This is a genomic window from Acetobacter sp. JWB (genome assembly GCF_003323795.1).
Lineage (GTDB): Bacteria > Pseudomonadota > Alphaproteobacteria > Acetobacterales > Acetobacteraceae > Acetobacter > Acetobacter oryzifermentans.
Window position 1 is genome coordinate 2678157 of the sequence record NZ_CP030871.1, and the last position, 19123, is coordinate 2697279.

Sequence of the window (19123 nt, forward strand, 5' to 3'; positions counted from 1 at the left end):
GTTGCATTACGCTGGCTGAAGCTATCTGCCAAGTTTTATGAGAACTTACAGGCTATATGCCCCTGCGGAAACTAAGCCTGAAGCTTGTAATTCACCCCCAAGCTTCAGGCCATAACTGAGGCTCTAATTACAGAGCGCCTTCCACCCATGCCTTCAACTGGCTTTTGGGCAGGGCACCCACTTTTTTATCTACAACCTTGCCATCACGCACCAGCATAAGGGTAGGAATGCTACGCACCTGATACGCATTGGGGGTTTCTGGATTGTCATCAATATTTACCTTGGCGACAGTCACCTTACCGGCAAGTTCCTTGCCAATTTCTTCCAGTGCTGGGCCAATCATCTTGCACGGACCGCACCATTCTGCCCAGAAATCTACCAGCACAAGGCCAGATGCCTTGAGAACATCTTTATCAAAGCTGGAATCGCTGACAGCAAGCGTGTGTTCACTCATTTTCTGGTTCCTTAAAATCTCCGGCACGCGCCTGCATGCCGTGAACTGCCTTTACCAATACAGGGTAACAAGTTGAAACGGCTTCCTACCCAACTCTTCCTAACACTTAAGGTTGCGCTTGCTGTGGTCAAGATACAGCCGTAGGCAAAATGCCGGGGGCGTGTTTATCCAACACCGCATCTGGCAGAACATCTGCACGTGGCATTTCTGTCCAAACCAAAACGCAAACCACTGGCCGATCTGGCCATATGCCCTGCAGAAGGGCACGATAAGCCGCCATCTGTCGGAGATATAGAACAGGTGTATCCTGCACCCTACGGGGAGCATGGCGGCCAGTTTTAAAATCACACACCAACACTTTGTTTGGCAGCACACGCAAACGATCCACCTGCCCCACAATAACCTGCCCGTTAGCCACACCGGCCAAGCGCTGCTCCGCCCGTGCAGTAGGATCAAACAAATCAACCAGTTCCGGCAGCCTCAAAACCGCAATAACCTGTTGTGCAAGCACAGTGGCTTCATGCGATGACAAACCACTTGCTGGCCGTGCCAACCACTGATGCGCCATAGCGGGTTGCTGTTCTACCGGGCAATTTGGCAAAAACTGCAACAAAGAATGTACCAGATTACCACGCCGAAAAGCTGCCTCACGCGCCTTGGCGGGTGTAACAGCAGCAATATCCAGTGGCGAACGCACAGGTGGTAACGGCCCAAGCATGGTATCATCTGGTTTACTTGGCGCCAATGGCCGCGCTAGTGGGCTTTCAGCTTCTGGCAAAATAGGTTTCCATAACGGAGCAGTTCCCATCCACAATGGCAACGAAGTTACGTTCATACGGTTGTCAACAGAACTCGGGCGGGACTTTTGGGGATGAGGCTGTTCCTGCTGCGTTTCTTCTAGAAGCAGCATAGGGCCAGACCATCCTCCTTCCTGAAAATCTACTTCTGTTGCACCTGCTTTTTCAAAACCAACCCGGCATCTTTCGTACCAACTTTCTGCGGGCACATTGCGCCCTGGCTTCCATCCACACACAACCAACCGATCTGCTGCACGGGTAAGTGCCACGTAAAGCAGTCGATTATATTCCTCCACCACACGGCCCCGCATAACGTCCTTAAGGCTTCTCGTTAAACCGACAGACAAAGCATTACGCGGCACATACAAAGGCACATCTACATTTTGCGTTTTATCATGCGCCCAAAACAATCTGTCCTCAAAACGCGGAAGGCCAACTGTATCCGGCAAAATCACCAAACGAGCCTGCAACCCCTTAGAACCATGAGCTGTCATGATTCTTACAGAATCTCCCCCCGCTTCAGCTTCCCGCTTCACAGTTTCTTCTGAATGACGCATCCAATGCAGAAAACCTTGTAAAGAAGGCGGATGCTGATCCTGATATCTTATTGCTGCAGAAAGTAATTCATCAATTGGTTCTGCTGCTTCCGGACCCAATCGTGCAAGAAACCGTGCACGTGCTCCACCCGGCCCCAGTGCAGCAGAAAGAAGCTCATAAGGCGTAAGATAATCTACCTGCCTGAACAAACCATTCAGAAAATTCCACGCTTGTTTCCAATCTGATTGTTCTGTGTGGCGCTCTCGAAGTGCTGACCATAACGGTTCTCCTTTTTCACGCACCGTAGCCAAAGCCATCAAACTATCATCCGATACACCACCGAGCGGAGATGTGAGCACACACGCTAATGTTAAATCATCTTGCGGCAACAAAAGTGCTGCACATAATGAAAGCATATCCTGTACAGCAAGATGCTCGGCTAATCCCGTACGCACAAGCGTAACCACTGGAATATTATGGCCTTTCAACGCACGCACCAACATCCCCACAAAGGGAGAGCGACGCGGCACAAGAACCAGAACATCTCCTGCTGTTAAAGGATTTTTCCCAGATAAAGATTTTTTATTTAACTGCCGGAAGATATACCCTGCCACAGCATCTGCCAATTTTTGGCGTGAGCTCTGCCGTGTGGCATTTCCTTGTGCTGGTTCCCACGGGCTAATACTATCTTCTTCATCTTCAGTCTCAACCAATGGCCATAACTCTACACGCCCCCCTTCGCCAGGGCGTGCCGTAATATGCTCCATAATTTGCCCAGGTTCTTCAACAACCCCCTTGGCTGCATCAGATTCTGCAAAAACTTCATCAACCAGTTTAAGAACGGGCGCAGTTGATCTAAAGGAAACCGTGAGGTCTGGTTCACGCCACAATAAATGCGCATCCTGAACACGCTTTTTGAACTTCTGACGCCATTCTCGAAAAGAATCTGGATCTGCACCCTGAAACCCGTAAATGGACTGCTTATAATCCCCTACAGCAAAAATAGTCCGCGGCGGTTCCTCTTCACTTCGTCCACCAAGGCCAGCAAAAAATTCTTCTGTAAGATCGCCCGCTATACGCCATTGTTCAGGAGAGGTATCCTGCACCTCATCCAGCAACAAATGGTCTATACCTCCATCCAACTTATACATGACCCAAGCGGCGCCAGGCTCTCGCAAAAGTCCCAATGCACGTTGAATAAGATCATCATACTCAATTTGACCATGTCGTGCTTTTTGCGTTGTATAAAGGCTAGAAACATCTGCTGCCATTTTAAGCAATGCGCTTCCCATTTCTGCCAATTTTCGTGCACGCAGTTGCTCTTCCACTCTGGATATACGCTCACCCTCTTTTTGAATATAGAGCGCAATATCAGAATATTTTTCAGAAAGTTTTTTAGAAATTAAACCAGCAGAGCGCAGCTTTCCATCTTTTGTAAGAAAACCGCTTTGCCACACAGACCATTGCCTTGCCCGCTCAGAGGCAGGCAAGGCAAGCCAATCTAAAAGAGAAAAAGCATTTCTTTTAATTGCTTCCGACCCCTCCTTAGAAAGAATCTGAAACCCCTCTCTTAAATTCTGTTCTTCTGGAAAATCAGAGCATAATTTTTCAAGAAATTCAGAGGTGCTCCCATGTAATATATCAGGTGATAATCCTAGAATCTGGCATAATATAGCCTCAGCCTTATGAGGGGCTTCTACAATGAGTTTTAGCAAAGACGCTGATCTCTCATCTTTTCTTAAAACCCCGGCAATAAAAATAAAATCTCCAAGAGAGATCTGACCTGCCAGTGGAGAAATAACACCTTCTTTTTGCTGCCCTAAAATGGCTTCTACGCACGATTGCAAAGCCAGGGATGCATCTGTTTCTTCCATAACTGTAAAATGCGGATTCATGGAAGCTTCCAGAGGGAAGCGCCGCAACAGAGATTGGCAAAACGCATGGATTGTTCCAATGCGCATACCCCCAGGAAGATCAAGCACCTCTGCAAATAATGCACGCGCACGCCTGCGTGTTTCATCTGTGCAGGGAACGTACAACCCTGCCAACTCTTTATCTAATTCCTCATCCAACAATGTTACCCAACGGCCAAGACGCTTTTGCAAACGAATGGACATTTCCGCTGCGGCTGCCTTAGTAAAGGTTAAGCATAAAATACGGGCAGGTGAACTTCCGGGCTGGATAGAACCATCTTCTGCCAAACGCGGCAGCATCAAGCGCAAAAGGCGGTCAATCAGCAGTTTTGTTTTACCACTTCCCGCAGAAGCTGAAACAAAAACCGAAGCCGAAGGATCCGAGGCCAGAGCTTGCTGCGCGTTCGCCTGAGAAATAGCTTTTTGTAAAGCTTTCTGTGCAGATATGCTCATTCCTCATCCTCCTTACGGGCTGAATTCCACTCAGGCACACGCGCCAGACGTGCATAATCGGCAAAGCGCGGCTCTCTGCCCGGATGGGGATGAGAAAGATAAGGTTGATCTGGTTGATCGTATGCTGCCACCCGCAATAGCAAATTTTCCCAAGTTTGTTCGGCCAGATCGGTAAGGCTGAGTGCTTCACGGGTCTTCACAACCACCTCCTCTCCCGGATCAGCACCACCCGTTAGGCGCCAATAAATAAGATCTGATATTTCTCTTGAATGTTCGGGAACCTCTTTAAAACCACCCCGAATAATCATAGCAGCCTCAAGCGGAAGCTGCGGGCTCCAACCGGCCCAAACATCTTTGGCAGAGGGTAATGTGCCCGTTTTATAATCCTGCACAATCACATGCCCATCAGCATTCAATTCTATACGGTCTGCCCGACCAACAATGTCAAACTTACCACCTGGAGCATCCATAATGCTCACACGCCCACGAATTTCTGTCAGAATAGCGCGCGGCACACCGTGTTCACTACGTCGTTTTTCTTCAGCCTGCACCACCCATCGGGCAATACGTGTTAATCTGGGCGCCCACCATGCACGCAATGCTGGGCGCAAAACATGTTCCTGTAAACTTGCAGAAAATAAATCGCATAATTTCTTTTCTGCATTCTCTGGCCATGCCACAGCATAAGCTTTTACCCAGCGCTCCAACGCCTTATGCACAATCATACCATAGTCAGATGCATCGGCTGCTTCTTCCAACTCTGGCAAGACTTCAAGGCGCAAAATGTGTTTTGCGTAAATAGCGTAAGGATCTCTTATCCAAGTTTCTATTTCTGTCACACTCAAACGACGTGGCCGCAATGCAACAGGGGGCATGGGTTGCGGTGGTGCAACAGGTGTTGCTGGCCCTAATGGCTGATCCAACTTATTCAACCAAACTAAAGCAGGGTGATTAGGAATATACCCATTACGGCCAGCCAAAAAAGCATCAAGCCGCGTAAGCCATCTGGCCGGAACAACAGGTGCACCTTCTCTCCGCCGTGCGCTGGAAAGAATAACTGTATCTGCGGCGGCTGCGCTTGCAAAAAAATCGTGCGCGGCCTGCCCTACTGCCTGCTCTGGAGATGGAAGCCCCATTCTTTGCCGCATAGGCCGGCTCATCCATGGGCCAGCATCTACTACGGGCGGCCACACACCTTCAGAAAGCCCGCCCAGAATAACTGTTTCTGCTGTTTGCAAGCGTGATTCAAACAAACCCCAGATTAAAACACGTGGATGTAAAGATTTGGGGTCTCCACCTCGGCGCATGGCAACGCGTTCAGGAGCAAGAACTGCTGTTAACAAGCCATCCAAAACAACAGGCGGTTGAGGCGGTAAAACCTCTGATGCTAACATCAACTCTGTTAACTGGCTGGCAAGCATATTGCCTTCTTCACCACGCCATAAACGCTCTGATGCGCTTTCTTCATCAGTTGCAACCAAACGCTCTACTGTTGCAATTAATGCAGCAAGTAAGTCTGGCACAGGCGCGCAATGCTGCTCTAAATCTTGCGCTGTCTGCACGCTTGCTTCTACCGCATCCAGCTCCCATCCAAGAACCGGTTCCAGACAAAAAGCTAAACGCTGCATGAAAACAGACAATGCTACCGGACCAAAAGGCCTATCCGCCGTAATACCGCCTTCCAGCTTAGCTTTTGCTCTTTCATTAAGGTTTTCTAAAGCATTATTCACAACCCGACATAAAGCTGCAAACCCAGGAGGAGGTGCTGGACCACGCAAAATAGCACGTTCCAAAAGGCGTGCTGTTGCACGGCAGACACCTGATGAAAAACCACATGCAACCAAAGGATGTTTTAAAACACTCAAAAGAGAAACTGGCGAAAATCTGCTATCCACCATTTGAGCAACAAGACGTAATAAAACAGCCGCAGGTGTATCCACCAAGGATGAGCCTGCACTGTCATCCGCCAGCACACCCCAGCGTGCCAGTTCCGTTGCCACACGTGCAGCCAATACTCTATCTGGCGTTACAAGGGCGACGCGATGCATTGGTTTTTCGATCGCCTCACGCATGATCATGCTGATTGCAACAGCTTCTTCCTGCTGATCCGCTGCATCTAGCCTGTAAACATTTTCTAACTCAGCACCACCCGGATGAGACCAATCATCCAAAGCTTCAGCCGGAAGAAGAACGCGCGCAAGAATGGCAGCTCGTCCTGCTCCTTTTCCTGTGCCTTCCCAAATTTGAACTTTATTTCGTGTGATTTCTAAATTTTTTAGTAAAGCACTTAACCCAGCTTGGGGGTGACTATCTGGCAAAGAAAGAAAGGTTTCCTCTGCCATCATCATATCCAATCCTGGCAATACAACCTTACCTGCAGGACATTCCAGAACGGCTTGCAACACCTTTACTGTAGGCTGCATAACATGTGTAAACCCGGCCGCCCATATAGGTGTACTATCACCCTGTTGCGCGAGTTTACGCCATAAATCCGCCTGTGCTTCAAGCAACGCAACCTGTCTGGCCACAGGGTTCATAACCCCGTTTTCCCTTAGCCACTCTGGCCATGCCTGTGTTACAATTTCTAGAAATCTTAAAATAATTTGCCAATGTTCTGCAAAGTTTTCTTGCACAGCTTCTGGCAAACGTTCTGCCAGATTAACGCCAGACCACTCGGCTTCATCCATTAAATCTGCCAGAGCTTTTGCCAAAGGCCATGCCTGATCCAGTGTTGGCCGTGTGCCAAATGCTTTATCTGCCTGCAAAACCAGCCGCGCCAATACAGCTAACCTTGTCATACTGGCAACAGCCGGGGGCAAGTCCAATGCCAGTTCACCGCCTATGCCAGCGGACAATCCCAGTTCAGCTTCATCCAGCGCACCGATAGGCACAATGCGTGGCAGCAATACACTCTGCCCATCCATATGGCGCAAAAAAGCTTCTGTTAATGCACGTGCAGCACGTCTGCCGGGCAATACAATAATGCCTTCACCTATAGCTTCTACATCATGATTTGCAGATTCGATCCAACGTATGGCGAGTTGATCAAGGAAAGGAAGGTGTGCGGGAATTGTTGCAAGTTTCATGCGCCAATCCCATAGCCAGCCATATCTCTCTTTTTCAATCTTTCTTCCCATCCTGATAATCTGGCTTGGCGCTGCCCATCAGCCAGAACATGTATTTCAAGATTCAAGGCATCTTCAGGCAACAAGTCTTCCAGTTTTTGGGGCCATTCAACCAGCACCACACCTTCTCGTGCCTCATCCCATCCGAGCTCCTCAAGCTCATCTGGGCCACCCAATCTCCAGAGGTCAAAATGAGACACAATGCATAAAGGAGATTCGTAAGATTGCACTAAAGTATAGGTCGGGCTTGGCACCTCTAGGTTGGGCTCTTGGCAAAATGCCCGCAAAAAAGCACGTGCGAAAAGGCTTTTCCCAGCCCCTAGCGGCCCAGAAAGTAAAATAGCATCCCCTGCTTGCGCATATTCTGCCAGCTTTGTGGCCAGTTTTATTGTTGCATCTTCATCTTGCAGAATCATTTCTCTGGCCATCTTACTCTTCTCCGTTCATTGCCCAGCCATTTGCTGTAAATCACAACAATGAGAGGTTTTTTGTTACGTCAGTTTCGATATCACAAAGAAGTGTAGCTTAAGCTAAGCAAACAAATATTTTCTACATTCCATTGTTTATAAATAACTTTCTTGAAATTTTACGAATAAAATCTAACATTTTTTATCATTTTCTTAATCTTTACTCATTATTATGTTCCTTTCGACATGCATAAAATGCATGATTGATACGCGCTTAAGAGAAGCTCTGAACGAAATATTGTTTGTTTCTTTTTGAAACACGTATAGGTTCAGAGAATCAAAATGCAACCATAGAGTGCATTTTGATTCTCTGAACCATAATGAGGTTCCACCATGCGTATTTTGCTTTTAGAAAATAATTGCACCTCCAGCCGGGCCATATTTTCGGCATTAACAAAAGCCTCTTTTTCGGTGGATATGGTTCAGTGTGATCAGGAAGTTATAGAATTACTCAGAAACTATGATTATGGCCTTGCCATTCTTCACCTGCAACATCCTGATATTCATGGGTATGACATTCTCAGCACGTTACGATCTTTAAAACTCACAACACCTGTTATCGTTATCTCACCAGTTAATAATCCTGAGGTGAAAACCAAAGCTTTTACCGTGGGCGCTGACGATTATCTAACAGATCCTTTTGATTCAACTGAACTTACAGCGCGCATTCAAGCCATTTTACGGCGGGTTCACGGCTATGCTCACCCCATTGTCCACATTGGCAACCTTACAGTTAACTTCAACAGTCATGCCGTAACGGTCAACAACCAGCCTGTTCACCTTACCGGAAAAGAATTTGCCATTCTTGAACTCCTTGTATTGCGCAAAGGCATTGCTCAAACCAAGGAAACCTTCCTCAATCATCTTTATGGAGGACGGGATGAACCGGATATAAAAATTATAGATGTTTTTATCTGCAAACTTCGCAAAAAACTTCAGACTGCAGGTGTAGGAAATCTTATTTCTACGGTATGGGGCAAAGGTTATATTCTGAATGACCCACAAGCACCTAAAGCGTGTGTATCTATGCCTACACTCAGCAAACCCATGGAACAATCTCAATCAGTATCTTCCCGGCATGCTTCCCACCCTCAGCATGTTGCGGAGAATAGTGCCTAAATTACCAAAATATATTTGAATTATAATGTATTTTGGTAATTTATAAGAATAAAATACACTCGATTGTTGCTGTGCAAAATGAAGCATGGTTGTTCAAACATGCTCCAAATTTTGACATGCACATTCTAGGGAAAAGAATTTTCAAAAACTCCTTTCCCTATAGTGTATTTTACGCAGGAACACGCACCTGCTCAAGCACATCGCACATCTGATCAACAACCTCATCAACCAGATTTGCGTCTTCTGCTTCTGCCATCACTCGTACCAAAGGTTCTGTACCGCTTTTACGCAGCACCAAACGCCCTCGGCCAGCTAATTTGCGCTCTACATCAGCCTGACGACTTTTTACTTCATCCACATCAAGCGGGCAGACACCTTTGTATCGAACGTTTTTTAGCTTTTGGGGAAACGGTTGAAACAACCGGCAAACTTCACTAGCTGGGCGACCATCCTGCACAAGCACCGCCAGAATCTGCAAAGCGGCAATCAGCCCATCTCCTGTTGTTGCAAAATCTGTCAGCACCATATGGCCAGACTGTTCACCGCCTATATTCGCTTGCCGTTCCAACATACGTTCTACAACGTAGCGATCCCCCACTGCCGTACGTTCCAGATTTAAGCCCAGATTTTCAAGAAACCGTTCCAGCCCCATATTGGACATAACGGTTGCCACAACAGCCTTGCCTACCAAGCGCCCTTCACGCGCCCAAGACTGGGCAATCAGAGCGAGAATCTGGTCACCATCAATCAGGCGGCCAGTTTCATCTGCAATCAGCACACGGTCTGCATCTCCATCCAGGGCAATACCCAAATCCGCCTTATGTTTTACAACTGCGGCGCATAGGGCTTCAGGATGTGTTGAACCACATTTTTCATTAATGTTTACGCCGTTAGGTTCACAACCTATCCGGATAACTTCTGCGCCCAGCTCCCACAATGCGGTTGGCGCAACCCGATAGGCAGAGCCATTGGCACAATCAATAACAATCTTCATGCCATCCAGCCGCAATTTACGCGGGAAGGATGCTTTGGCACTTTCTATATACCGACCAGCAGCATCATTCAGCCGAGAAGCTCGGCCAATATGTTCTGGCGTTGCCAGATATGCGGTAAGGTCTTTTTCCATCAGGGCTTCAATTTCGCTTTCATCCTGATCAGAAAGCTTAAAGCCATCTGGGCCAAATAGTTTGATGCCGTTATCCCCAAAAGGATTATGAGAGGCAGAAATCATAACACCCAGATCTGCTCTAAGAGAGCGCGTGAGCATGGCAATCGCAGGTGTTGGGAGCGGACCAACCAGCGTGACATCCATGCCGGCAGACAAAAAGCCCGAAACCATGGCGCTTTCGATCATATATCCAGAAAGCCGCGTATCCTTCCCCAACAGAACGCTATGCCGGTGATCCCCCGCTTAAAATGCAACCCCGCAGCTTGCCCCAGCTTTTGGGCAATTTCCACCGTCATCGGTGCAACGTTAGCAGTGCCACGAATACCGTCTGTTCCGAAAAAACGCTTCATTCTGCTCATTCCATTCTGTCCGCCTCAGACAGAAAAAGCCCATCCTGCATAAAGAACGGAACTGCCTTCTTGCGGTTTTCTTTTATTTCCTAAAACGGTTTCAGGCTGGAAGAAACCTTGTTCAGCCCGGAAACTTACTTTTTTAGCTCTGATATATTTCTCGCCATACGTTTACAGCCTGCATCATGCCTTTAACATCATGCACGCGCAAAACCGTGCTACCCAAAGCCATAGCAGGAAAAGATGCTGCCTGCGTTCCGGCATCACGCAAATGTGGCGTAGTTTCTCCCGTAAGGTTTCCAATCATCCGCTTGCGGGACACACCAAATACAACCCGGCAGCCCAAATTGGTCAGAAGCAGAATATGCCGCAATAATTGCTTATTCTGTTCAAAGTTTTTTGCAAAACCAAACCCCGGATCTACCATAATCCGATGTCGTGCAATGCCTCCTTTCACGGCAACCTCAATCCGTTGTGCGAGTTCACGCACCACGTCTATACTCACATCTTCGTACACAGCATGTTCTGCCATGGTTTGAGGTGTGCCGCGCATATGCATCAGCACAACACCACAATCTTGTACAGCCAGAAGCGGCAAAGCTGCCGCATCATGCACAAGAGCTGTCACATCATTGATAATATGCGCCCCAGCCGCCAAAGCTTGCTGCATGACATAACTATTCCGCGTATCTACAGAAACAGCCACGCTTGGCAATTCTGCCTTTAAAGCCACAAGAACCGGGCCAATACGCTTCCATTCTTCTACTGGTGTAACTGTAGCTGAACCGGGCCGTGTACTTTCTCCCCCTATGTCCAGCACGGTTGCGCCAGCGCGCACCATTTCATGCGCTTTTAAAATTGCCTCATCAGCGCTTGCCAGTTTACCGCCATCGCTAAAGCTATCTGGCGTGATATTCAGGATACCCATAATCTGGAGACCTGCTGGTAATCCAACTGATGGTACAGAACGTGTTATCCGCTCAAGTTCCAGCGCCCATTCCTGCGGTACTTTCTGAACAGGCATCAAGCCGATTGTCTGGTATCCCTCTATCAAACGCACATACGTAAATGCCACCGGGCCACCGCATAAAGGTAAAGCATCACCCTGCTTGATAGCTGCTTGCGCTATGTTGCCATAGACAAGCCCCAAAGGTTCAACCAGCCGTACATACGTCATCTTATCTGCCTATCCCAAACAAAAAGAGGCGGCATTTCTGCCGCCTCTTTCCACTCTACATCTTTATTAGAAAGTTAGCTTGGCTGAGGCACAGGAGCTGGGCCCCCGTTTTCATTTTGCGGTTTATCCGAACCCTGCGCATCTGACCCACCAACCTGAGGCACAGAAGAACGCCTGTTAACTGGCCCGCTTTCTTCCTCTTCCTTACGTTCGATAGGCTGCCCCCGCATGATCTGACGGATTTCTTCACCGCTGAGGGTTTCATATTCCAGCAGGGCTTCTGCCAGACGGCGCAGTTCATCAATATGATCATGCAGATAGTTCCGAGCCTGCACATAGGCTTCATCTACAAGCCGGCGAACTTCCTCATCAATCTCACGGGCTGTTTCTTCCGAGAAGTTGCGAGAGGCCCCAGCAAAGAAACCACCATTCTGATCATCATCTGCGTAGGCAATCATGCCCAGCTTGTCACTCATACCCCATTCGGTCACCATGCTGCGGGCCACGCGGGTTGCCATTTTAATGTCACCCATTGCGCCGTTGCAGACGTTATCCTTACCGTAGATAACTTCCTCCGCAACACGGCCACCCATAGCCACTACAAGATGCGCAAATGCGTTTTTCTTGCTCATGGACAGGCGATCATCTTCTGGCAGACGCATCACCATACCCAGTGCACGACCACGCGGGATAATGGTTGCCTTATGAATGGGCTCACTTTCCGGAACCAGAACAGCCGTAATAGCATGCCCTGCCTCATGGTAAGCTGTGCGCCGCTTTTCATCATCGCTCATAACAAGGGAGCGACGTTCAACACCCATCAGCACCTTGTCTTTGGCATCTTCAAACTCACGCATGGAAACAGTGCGACGCCCCAGACGTGCAGCAGATAGCGCGGCTTCGTTTACCAGATTGGCAAGATCAGCACCGGAGAAACCAGGGGTACCACGTGCAATAATGCGTGGGTCCACATCGGATGCCAGTGGCACTTTGCGCATATGCACACGCAGAATTTTCTCACGGCCAGACACGTCAGGATTTGGCACTACAACCTGACGGTCGAAACGACCGGGGCGCAGCAATGCCGGGTCAAGCACATCTGGACGGTTGGTGGCGGCAATCAGGATCACGCCTTCATTGCTTTCAAAACCATCCATCTCAACCAGCATCTGGTTCAGTGTCTGCTCGCGCTCATCATTGCCGCCACCCATACCTGCACCACGATGGCGACCAACGGCATCAATTTCATCAATGAAGATAATGCAAGGAGCTGATTTTTTACCCTGTTCGAACATGTCACGCACACGGGATGCACCAACACCTACGAACATTTCCACAAAGTCGGAACCAGAGATGGTAAAGAACGGTACATTGGCTTCACCTGCAATGGCGCGGGCCAACAGGGTTTTACCAGTGCCCGGCGGCCCCACAAGCAGCACGCCTTTGGGAATTTTACCGCCCAAGCGCGTAAACTTCTGTGGGTCTTTCAGAAAATCCACGATTTCCTGAAGTTCCCCTTTAGCTTCATCAATCCCGGCTACATCATCAAACGTGACGCGACCATGCTTTTCTGTCAGCATTTTGGCGCGGGATTTACCAAAGCCCATAGCCCGGCCACCAGCGCCCTGCATCTGCCGCATCATAAACAGCCATGCAGCCACCAGCAGAATAATGGGCAAGGAATTCAGGAAGTAACGCAGCAGCGGGCTACCTTCCTGCTCCAGCGGCTTGGCCACAACTTCCACCCCTTTGCCCACCATGCGGGTGACAAGGGAAGGATCAAGCGGCGCATAGGTTTCAAAAGCCGTGCCATCAGTCAGCGTGCCGGAAATATTGTGATTTTGCATCACAACAGACCGAACATGCCCTGTATCCACATCAGCAATGAAGTCCGAATACGCCAGTTGCTGTGCAGCGTGCTGCGTGCTCCCCGGCTGGAACATGTTCACAAGCAACAGCAGCAGCAGGATAATGCTGACCCACAGCGCCAGATTGCGGCCTAAATTGTTCATCTTGCCCGTATATCCATACCTAGTGCGAGAATGCCGGAAGAGTCTTTATCTGACCGGCTGCCGCAGAAAAAAGCAACCTCTCCCTTTATTAAATGGGAGGCCACCTGCGTATTCCTAGTCTGCGAGCCGCACATATTTTAAGAATCTTGTGCAACTGCACCATACACGCTGCTGCTGGTAACCGAAACCATAGGGCGAAAAATGAACTCTGCCCCATGCAAATCGGGCTCATCTTCCCCTACCCAGCCCAAATGCGGTACAGCAACGCGTTTGCCTGCACGCCACAATGCAGGAAGAACAGCACAAAACCTTGCTTGCTGCCCATTACGCATTTTGCGCGCCAGCCCATACCCTGCCGCTGCAACCATCAGCCCTTCTTTCTGAACTGATGTAGGAAGGCGCAACACAAACCGGTTGTCCCATACTGTGCCATTTTCTGCCTGCATGGCAGAAGCCATTGCAGCTTCTTCGCGCATCAGAGCCCATTGCTGTTCATGCCGGAACAGCCGCGTTCCAGCTAACGTGGCTTCTGCTGCCATATCTTTCAAGCGCGCCACAGCAGATTGAGAGGGCGGATATTCAGCCCCACCAATACTGCGGATAAGAGCCGCAAGCACATCAACATCTGGCAACTCCGACCCCAGAATGGCCCATCCTTCCGGTCGCATCACAATATGCTGCGCAAGCTGCGCGGCACGTTCACGTTCCCTGCACATCCGAAATTGGCCGGATTGCATGCCGAGTTGCCAAAAATGCGCACGTTGATCGTTTTTTTGCAGCAAGTAGCGCAAACGCACACGCTCAGCGCGCTGATCTTGATTGGAGGGATCATCCACCCATTCAACATGCGCTTGCCGTAAAGTATTCCGCAGTGCCTGCCGAGAAAACCCAAGCATGGGACGAATAAGACGAATATCCGGCCGCACAGTTATCCAACCCATACCGGCCAGTCCTTCTGGCCCACTGCTGGAGTTTTGACGCATCCAGACTGTTTCAGCCAGATCATCCGCCTGATGTCCCAGCAAAAGATCTGTGCATCCATGTTCCTGGCAAGCAGCTATCAGGCGCGCATAACGGGCCTCTCTGGCTCTGTGCGCCATGGCCGAGCCCTTTTTGAGATCTGTAAGCACTAACAACTGCGCTGGAATATTCATTGCCTGTAGCCGGGCAAGAGTCTGATGCGCTTCCAACCCAGATTCAGGCCGCAAACCGTGATCCACAACCAAAGCCAGCAGGTTTTTCCGCCAAAAAGAGGCCAACCACGCAAGACATAAGCTATCGCCGCCGCCAGAAACAGCCATAGCAACAGGAGGACAATCGGATTGATCAGGAAAAAACGGCCCTAACTGGGCCATACATTGCGCAAAACAAACCGGAGAAACGGGTTGATCGGAAAAAACATCACGCCCAAAAAATACAGGAGCAGACATTTTTCCCGATACCACGCTAACCGTTATTCGCAGCCGCCTCGTTTGGCATAGACTTCTGCTGCGTGTGCAACACGTGTGGAAGGTGTGGGGAATTCTGTTTTCAGCTTGGAAAGCGCTTCACACGATGCCTTTTTATCCCCCAATGCCAGAAGGGAAGCCGAAACGCCTAACAACGCATCTGGGGCACGCCCACTTTTGGGGGCCTGCCGGTAAGCATCATAATACGCCACGGCAGACTGACGATACTGCTTTTGGCCAGCCAAGGACTGCGCCAGCAGAAATTGTGCATCTACCTTAAAAGCACCTTTGGCATTCTTAAGCGCTGATTCAGCATCAGACTGCGCTTCTGCATAATCTTTTTTCTGCAAAGCGGCCTTCCCGCTGGCAAGCAATCCATCTGGCGTGGTGGGCTTTGCAGTTTCCTTGGCTGTTGCATCTGTTGAGGCTGCAGCAGCCGTAGAAGCACCTGCGCCGCCAGCACTTGCCTGAGCTGCAAACTGATTATCTGCTATCTGCTTGGAAAGGGCCGCTGTTTTCTGTTGCAGTTCATTGGTCAGCTGGTCAATTTCACCACGCATATCGCGCTGCTGCTGCTCTAACGTGCTCACCCGGTCCAGCAACTGGGCAATCAGATCATTCGTGCCTGCGTTTGCAGTATCCCGCGCCCATGCAACTGGCACGCACACACTGCTTATTGCGGTTGCCATTGCCAACGCCACAAGCCCTGTGCGGACATGCCGCGATGCTTTGAAGCAGATTTTCATCAGGTTCTTACCCTTCCACAACATATAGGCAGAAACATCATACCACTTTGTTCTGCAAGACAAGTGCTTACAATACAAAACAGGCCGGGCTTTAACACCCGGCCTGTTTCTGCTCTGTCAGCTTTCAGAAAATTCTGAAATCTTATTTAACAGAGGTAATGGCGTTACGGTTCTGAGCCCATGCATCTTCATCATCACCCAGAGCGGTCGGACGATCTTTACCGTAGGAAATGGTGGAAATACGGGAAGAAGCTACGCCCTTGGCAACCAGGTAATCACGCGCTGCATTGGCGCGGCGCTGGCCCAGAGCAATGTTGTATTCTTCGGTGCCGCGGTCATCGCAGTTACCGGCAACTTCAACATTAACCTGCGGGTATTTTGCCAGCCAGTCAGCCTGCTTCTGCAGGGTGTCCTTGGCATCATCGCGCAGGCCGCTTTTGTTCAGGTCGTAGAAAACGCGGTCACCCACGTTTGCAACCAGATCAGCTTCACTGCCGGGAACGGGGCCGCTGATGGTAGGCTGCGTGGTAGCAGCACCATTGGAGGCACCGGTGTTTGCGTTATCGTGGGCGCAGGCTGACAGCAGGGCAACCATACCAAGCGCGGCAACTACTTTTAGTCTCATGTGTCGGATCCTGAGAATTGGTTCCTTGCGGAACTATTCGGGAGAAAAGAGTTTTAACCTTGTATCTCCGCGTCTTCTTCTGCTCCTCTCCGAACCCTTCGAAGAGCCGACGAATTTTGGAGACCAACTTGCCCTAAGCCATAGCTTATTCTGTGGGTCAAGTTGCATCTCTGTATCTCATACCTGCCATACACTGAGTGAGACGAAAAAGACACACTTCTGCTTATTGGTCTTATACGCCTTTATTGCGGCCAAATTATGGACAGCAAAAACCCCACATCACATTTTTGTGATGTGGGGTTTTCTTCACAAACAGCCGTTTTTTAGCCGTTTAGTGGAGACCATGCTGGATCTGACGCCGCTTCTGGCGTGGGCAGAACGCGGTCATTAAAGCCCGTAATATCCACCATTCCAATGGTAGAACTAAAGCCCGCACCACCTGCACCTGCGCGGCTCTGGCGGCAATATGCCAGCACGCGCCCATTGGGGCAGAAGCTTGGGCTTTCCACCGTAAAGCCCTGCGTCATGATTCGCTCACCAGTGCCATCCGGCGCCATAACACCAAGCGAGAACATACCCCCGGCAATACGGGTAAACGCAATCAGATCCCCACGCGGAGACCACACTGGAGACCCATACGTGCCCTGACCGTAAGAAATGCGGCGTGCACCACCACCGGAAGCCGGCATGATATAAATCTGCGGGCTGCCACCACGATCCGAGTTGAATACGATCTGTGATCCATCCGGGCTAAAGCACGGGCTGGTATCAATAGCCCCAGAAGACGTGATCTGACGGCGCGAGCCAGAGGCCAGATCCACAACATACAGATCAGACCCGCCATTACGGGTGACTGACAGCACAACAGAACGCCCATCTGGTGAGAAACGTGGCGCGAAGGAAATACCTTCAAATTCACCCAGAATCTGCTGACGGCCACTGGTCAAATCAAACAGATAAACCCGAGGGCGGTTGTTAGCATAGGACATGAAGGCAATCTGATCCTTCACTGGGCTAAAGCGCGGTGTCAGGGTCAGCCACTTGCCAGTTGTCAGCATCCGAGCGTTTGCACCGTCCTGATCCATAACGGCCAGACGCGTACGCTGGTGCCCACGTGGGCCAGAACGGGAAATAAAGGCGATCCGGGTATCAAAATACCCTTTTTCACCTAACATCCGCTGGTAAATAACATCGCCAACAATATGGGCAATTCGCCGCCAGTTGGCAGCAGAGGTGGTATAAGCCGTGCCTTGAATCTGCTGATGGCTCAACACATCCCACAAGCGCATTTCCACCCGCACAGAGGAACCACCACCAGAAACGGAACCCGTTACCTGCGCGTGTGCGCCCATGCTTTTGGAAGTCGCAAAATCTGGCGTGCCAGATGTTGTGCTGCCCGGCATAACCTTGAACAAACCTGTATTGTTCAGATCATTCGTCAGCACTTCGGCAATTTTCTCGCCCAAGCCACCGCCAAAATTGGGGATGATGATGGGAATAGGCGCTGTGCGGGCCTGATCAACGGTAATTTCAGCTTCTGGGGCGCTGGCAGCCGCAAATGCGCCAACAGGCATGGCCATAATACCGCCAGCAGCCACACTGGCCCCCAGCAGGCTGCGCCGGCGCAGCGCGCCAACCAGCACATCGGCTTCCTGATCGGAAATAAAGGGGCGGGTACTCATCACCATGTGTTTTTCTCCCTAAGGCCTGCTCAAGGCCTGAATACAAACTTCAGTTGCCGTGGCTGCCCCAGCAGTTCCTTGGGAATTGGCAGCTTGGCACATGTTGGGCTTAGAACAGCGGCCCGAGCTCTTTCAGCCAGCGCACGATACGAAGAATCCGCATTCATACGAGCCTGTGTTTCTGGCGCAAACTGCACAATGCGGGCTTCACCCGTTCCATCTACCGTAACCACCAAATGCGCCACAAAACTGGCATAATCTTTGGCGGCAGTATCTTCTGTGTAGCAGCGCCTTACCGCAGCCCCGATAGCTTTTTGCTGGCCAGCACTCAGGCTGCCCGTAATGTTACTACCCACGGGGAACCACCACCTTTGGGCGAACCGCCAGCAACCGGATTAGCGCGTGCCTTGGGTGCATGCGTCTGCTTCTGATCCGACCGGAACGTATCCAACGTTTCCAGCAGGGAATGAGACTCTGCCTGGCTCTTCTTCGCCTTGTTCGGCTGCGTGATATGAGACGGAACCGCCGCATCCGGCAGGGTATCCGTGGGCTGCGTAATGGGCGAAGGTGGCGCCACACTATTCGTCGGCTGCACCGGAGAAGGTGGAGACGGCGGTGTTTTCACGACCTCAGGAGATGGCTCTTCCGCCTTGGGGGGCAGAGGCACATCTGGCAGCTTTTCAGATTCCGGCACGGGCGGCGGCGGAACAGGCTGTGGCGGCGGAGGTGGCGGCGGGGCCTCCTCATTCGGCACATCCTTCGGAGGCTCTGGCGTTGGCGGAGCTTCCTTTTCTTCCGGCGCAGGCGGTTTGGGTTCAGCCGCAGCCGTTTCTGCCTTGGCGGCAGGGCCGCCTTCCTGTGCATCCGACTGCTCGAACTGCATTTCAATCGTAGGCTGTGGGGGCTCTTCCGGCGGCTTGGGCAGCGGAAGAGTGATCAGCAGCGCCAGCAGAAGCGCGACATGCGCGCCCCCTGACAGATAAAGCGATCGCCGGAGTATAATCTGATCAGACCGGCGTGGCCTTGCCATGGGCATTGTTCGTACCTCTC

General features: G+C 50.5%; 11 protein-coding genes and 2 pseudogenes. 1 reads left to right on the top strand and 12 read right to left on the bottom strand.

All coding sequences use genetic code 11. The features are described from left to right. Positions 1-127: 127 nt before the first annotated feature. From trxA to tsaE, 4 genes are all read right to left on the bottom strand, one after another. On the bottom strand, positions 128-454 hold the full coding sequence (gene trxA, locus DS739_RS12660; RefSeq protein WP_035353042.1) for a thioredoxin TrxA: 327 nt from the start codon (positions 452-454) through the stop codon (positions 128-130). A gap of 127 nt (positions 455-581) precedes the next feature. Continuing rightward, the gene (gene addA / locus DS739_RS12665) at positions 582-4154 is read right to left on the bottom strand and encodes a double-strand break repair helicase AddA (RefSeq protein ID WP_006115630.1); all 3573 of its coding nucleotides are present in this window, start codon (positions 4152-4154) and stop codon (positions 582-584) included. After that, on the bottom strand, positions 4151-7240 hold the full coding sequence (gene addB, locus DS739_RS12670) for a double-strand break repair protein AddB (protein ID WP_006115631.1): 3090 nt from the start codon (positions 7238-7240) through the stop codon (positions 4151-4153). The genes addA and addB overlap by 4 nt, the downstream gene beginning before the upstream one ends. Next, positions 7237-7707, bottom strand: coding sequence for a tRNA (adenosine(37)-N6)-threonylcarbamoyltransferase complex ATPase subunit type 1 TsaE (gene tsaE, locus DS739_RS12675; RefSeq protein WP_006115632.1), 471 nt, complete (start codon positions 7705-7707; stop codon positions 7237-7239). Before tsaE ends, addB begins: the two co-directional genes overlap by 4 nt. A gap of 372 nt (positions 7708-8079) precedes the next feature. Between tsaE and DS739_RS12680 the strand changes: the two genes are divergently transcribed. Next, positions 8080-8865, top strand: coding sequence for a response regulator transcription factor (locus DS739_RS12680; protein ID WP_006115633.1), 786 nt, complete (start codon positions 8080-8082; stop codon positions 8863-8865). Positions 8866-9034: 169 nt separating this feature from the next. Here DS739_RS12680 and glmM read toward each other — a convergent pair. The 8 genes and pseudogenes from glmM to DS739_RS12720 form a co-directional block, all read right to left on the bottom strand. Then, positions 9035-10392: pseudogene (glmM, locus tag DS739_RS12685) on the bottom strand (phosphoglucosamine mutase). Between the two features lie 133 nt (positions 10393-10525). Further along, entirely contained in the window at positions 10526-11560 is a 1035-nt protein-coding gene (folP, locus tag DS739_RS12690; RefSeq protein WP_006115635.1) for a dihydropteroate synthase, read from the bottom strand. Between the two features lie 74 nt (positions 11561-11634). Continuing rightward, positions 11635-13572, bottom strand: coding sequence for an ATP-dependent zinc metalloprotease FtsH (ftsH, locus tag DS739_RS12695; RefSeq protein WP_006115636.1), 1938 nt, complete (start codon positions 13570-13572; stop codon positions 11635-11637). Positions 13573-13709: 137 nt separating this feature from the next. Further along, on the bottom strand, positions 13710-15017 hold the full coding sequence (gene tilS, locus DS739_RS12700; protein WP_006115638.1) for a tRNA lysidine(34) synthetase TilS: 1308 nt from the start codon (positions 15015-15017) through the stop codon (positions 13710-13712). 8 nt (positions 15018-15025) lie between these two features. Next, a complete protein-coding gene (locus DS739_RS12705) occupies positions 15026-15790 on the bottom strand; it encodes a tol-pal system YbgF family protein (RefSeq protein ID WP_039891593.1) in 765 nt (254 codons plus the stop codon). Between the two features lie 118 nt (positions 15791-15908). Then, complete coding sequence (gene pal / locus DS739_RS12710) at positions 15909-16391, bottom strand: peptidoglycan-associated lipoprotein Pal (RefSeq protein WP_006115640.1); 483 nt, start codon at positions 16389-16391, stop codon at positions 15909-15911. A gap of 323 nt (positions 16392-16714) precedes the next feature. Continuing rightward, on the bottom strand, positions 16715-18079 hold the full coding sequence (gene tolB, locus DS739_RS12715) for a Tol-Pal system beta propeller repeat protein TolB (protein ID WP_006115641.1): 1365 nt from the start codon (positions 18077-18079) through the stop codon (positions 16715-16717). Between the two features lie 23 nt (positions 18080-18102). Continuing rightward, positions 18103-19109: pseudogene (locus DS739_RS12720) on the bottom strand (energy transducer TonB). Between the last annotated feature and the right edge of the window lie 14 nt (positions 19110-19123).

Coding starts and splice junctions, on each gene's coding strand:
- trxA (WP_035353042.1), bottom strand. CDS start 454: ATGAGTGAACACACGCTTGCTGTCAGCGATTCCAGCTTTGATAAAGAT.
- addA (WP_006115630.1), bottom strand. CDS start 4,154: ATGAGCATATCTGCACAGAAAGCTTTACAAAAAGCTATTTCTCAGGCG.
- addB (WP_006115631.1), bottom strand. CDS start 7,240: ATGAAACTTGCAACAATTCCCGCACACCTTCCTTTCCTTGATCAACTC.
- tsaE (WP_006115632.1), bottom strand. CDS start 7,707: ATGGCCAGAGAAATGATTCTGCAAGATGAAGATGCAACAATAAAACTG.
- DS739_RS12680 (WP_006115633.1), top strand. CDS start 8,080: ATGCGTATTTTGCTTTTAGAAAATAATTGCACCTCCAGCCGGGCCATA.
- folP (WP_006115635.1), bottom strand. CDS start 11,560: ATGACGTATGTACGGCTGGTTGAACCTTTGGGGCTTGTCTATGGCAAC.
- ftsH (WP_006115636.1), bottom strand. CDS start 13,572: ATGAACAATTTAGGCCGCAATCTGGCGCTGTGGGTCAGCATTATCCTG.
- DS739_RS12705 (WP_039891593.1), bottom strand. CDS start 15,790: ATGTTGTGGAAGGGTAAGAACCTGATGAAAATCTGCTTCAAAGCATCG.
- pal (WP_006115640.1), bottom strand. CDS start 16,391: ATGAGACTAAAAGTAGTTGCCGCGCTTGGTATGGTTGCCCTGCTGTCA.
- tolB (WP_006115641.1), bottom strand. CDS start 18,079: ATGGTGATGAGTACCCGCCCCTTTATTTCCGATCAGGAAGCCGATGTG.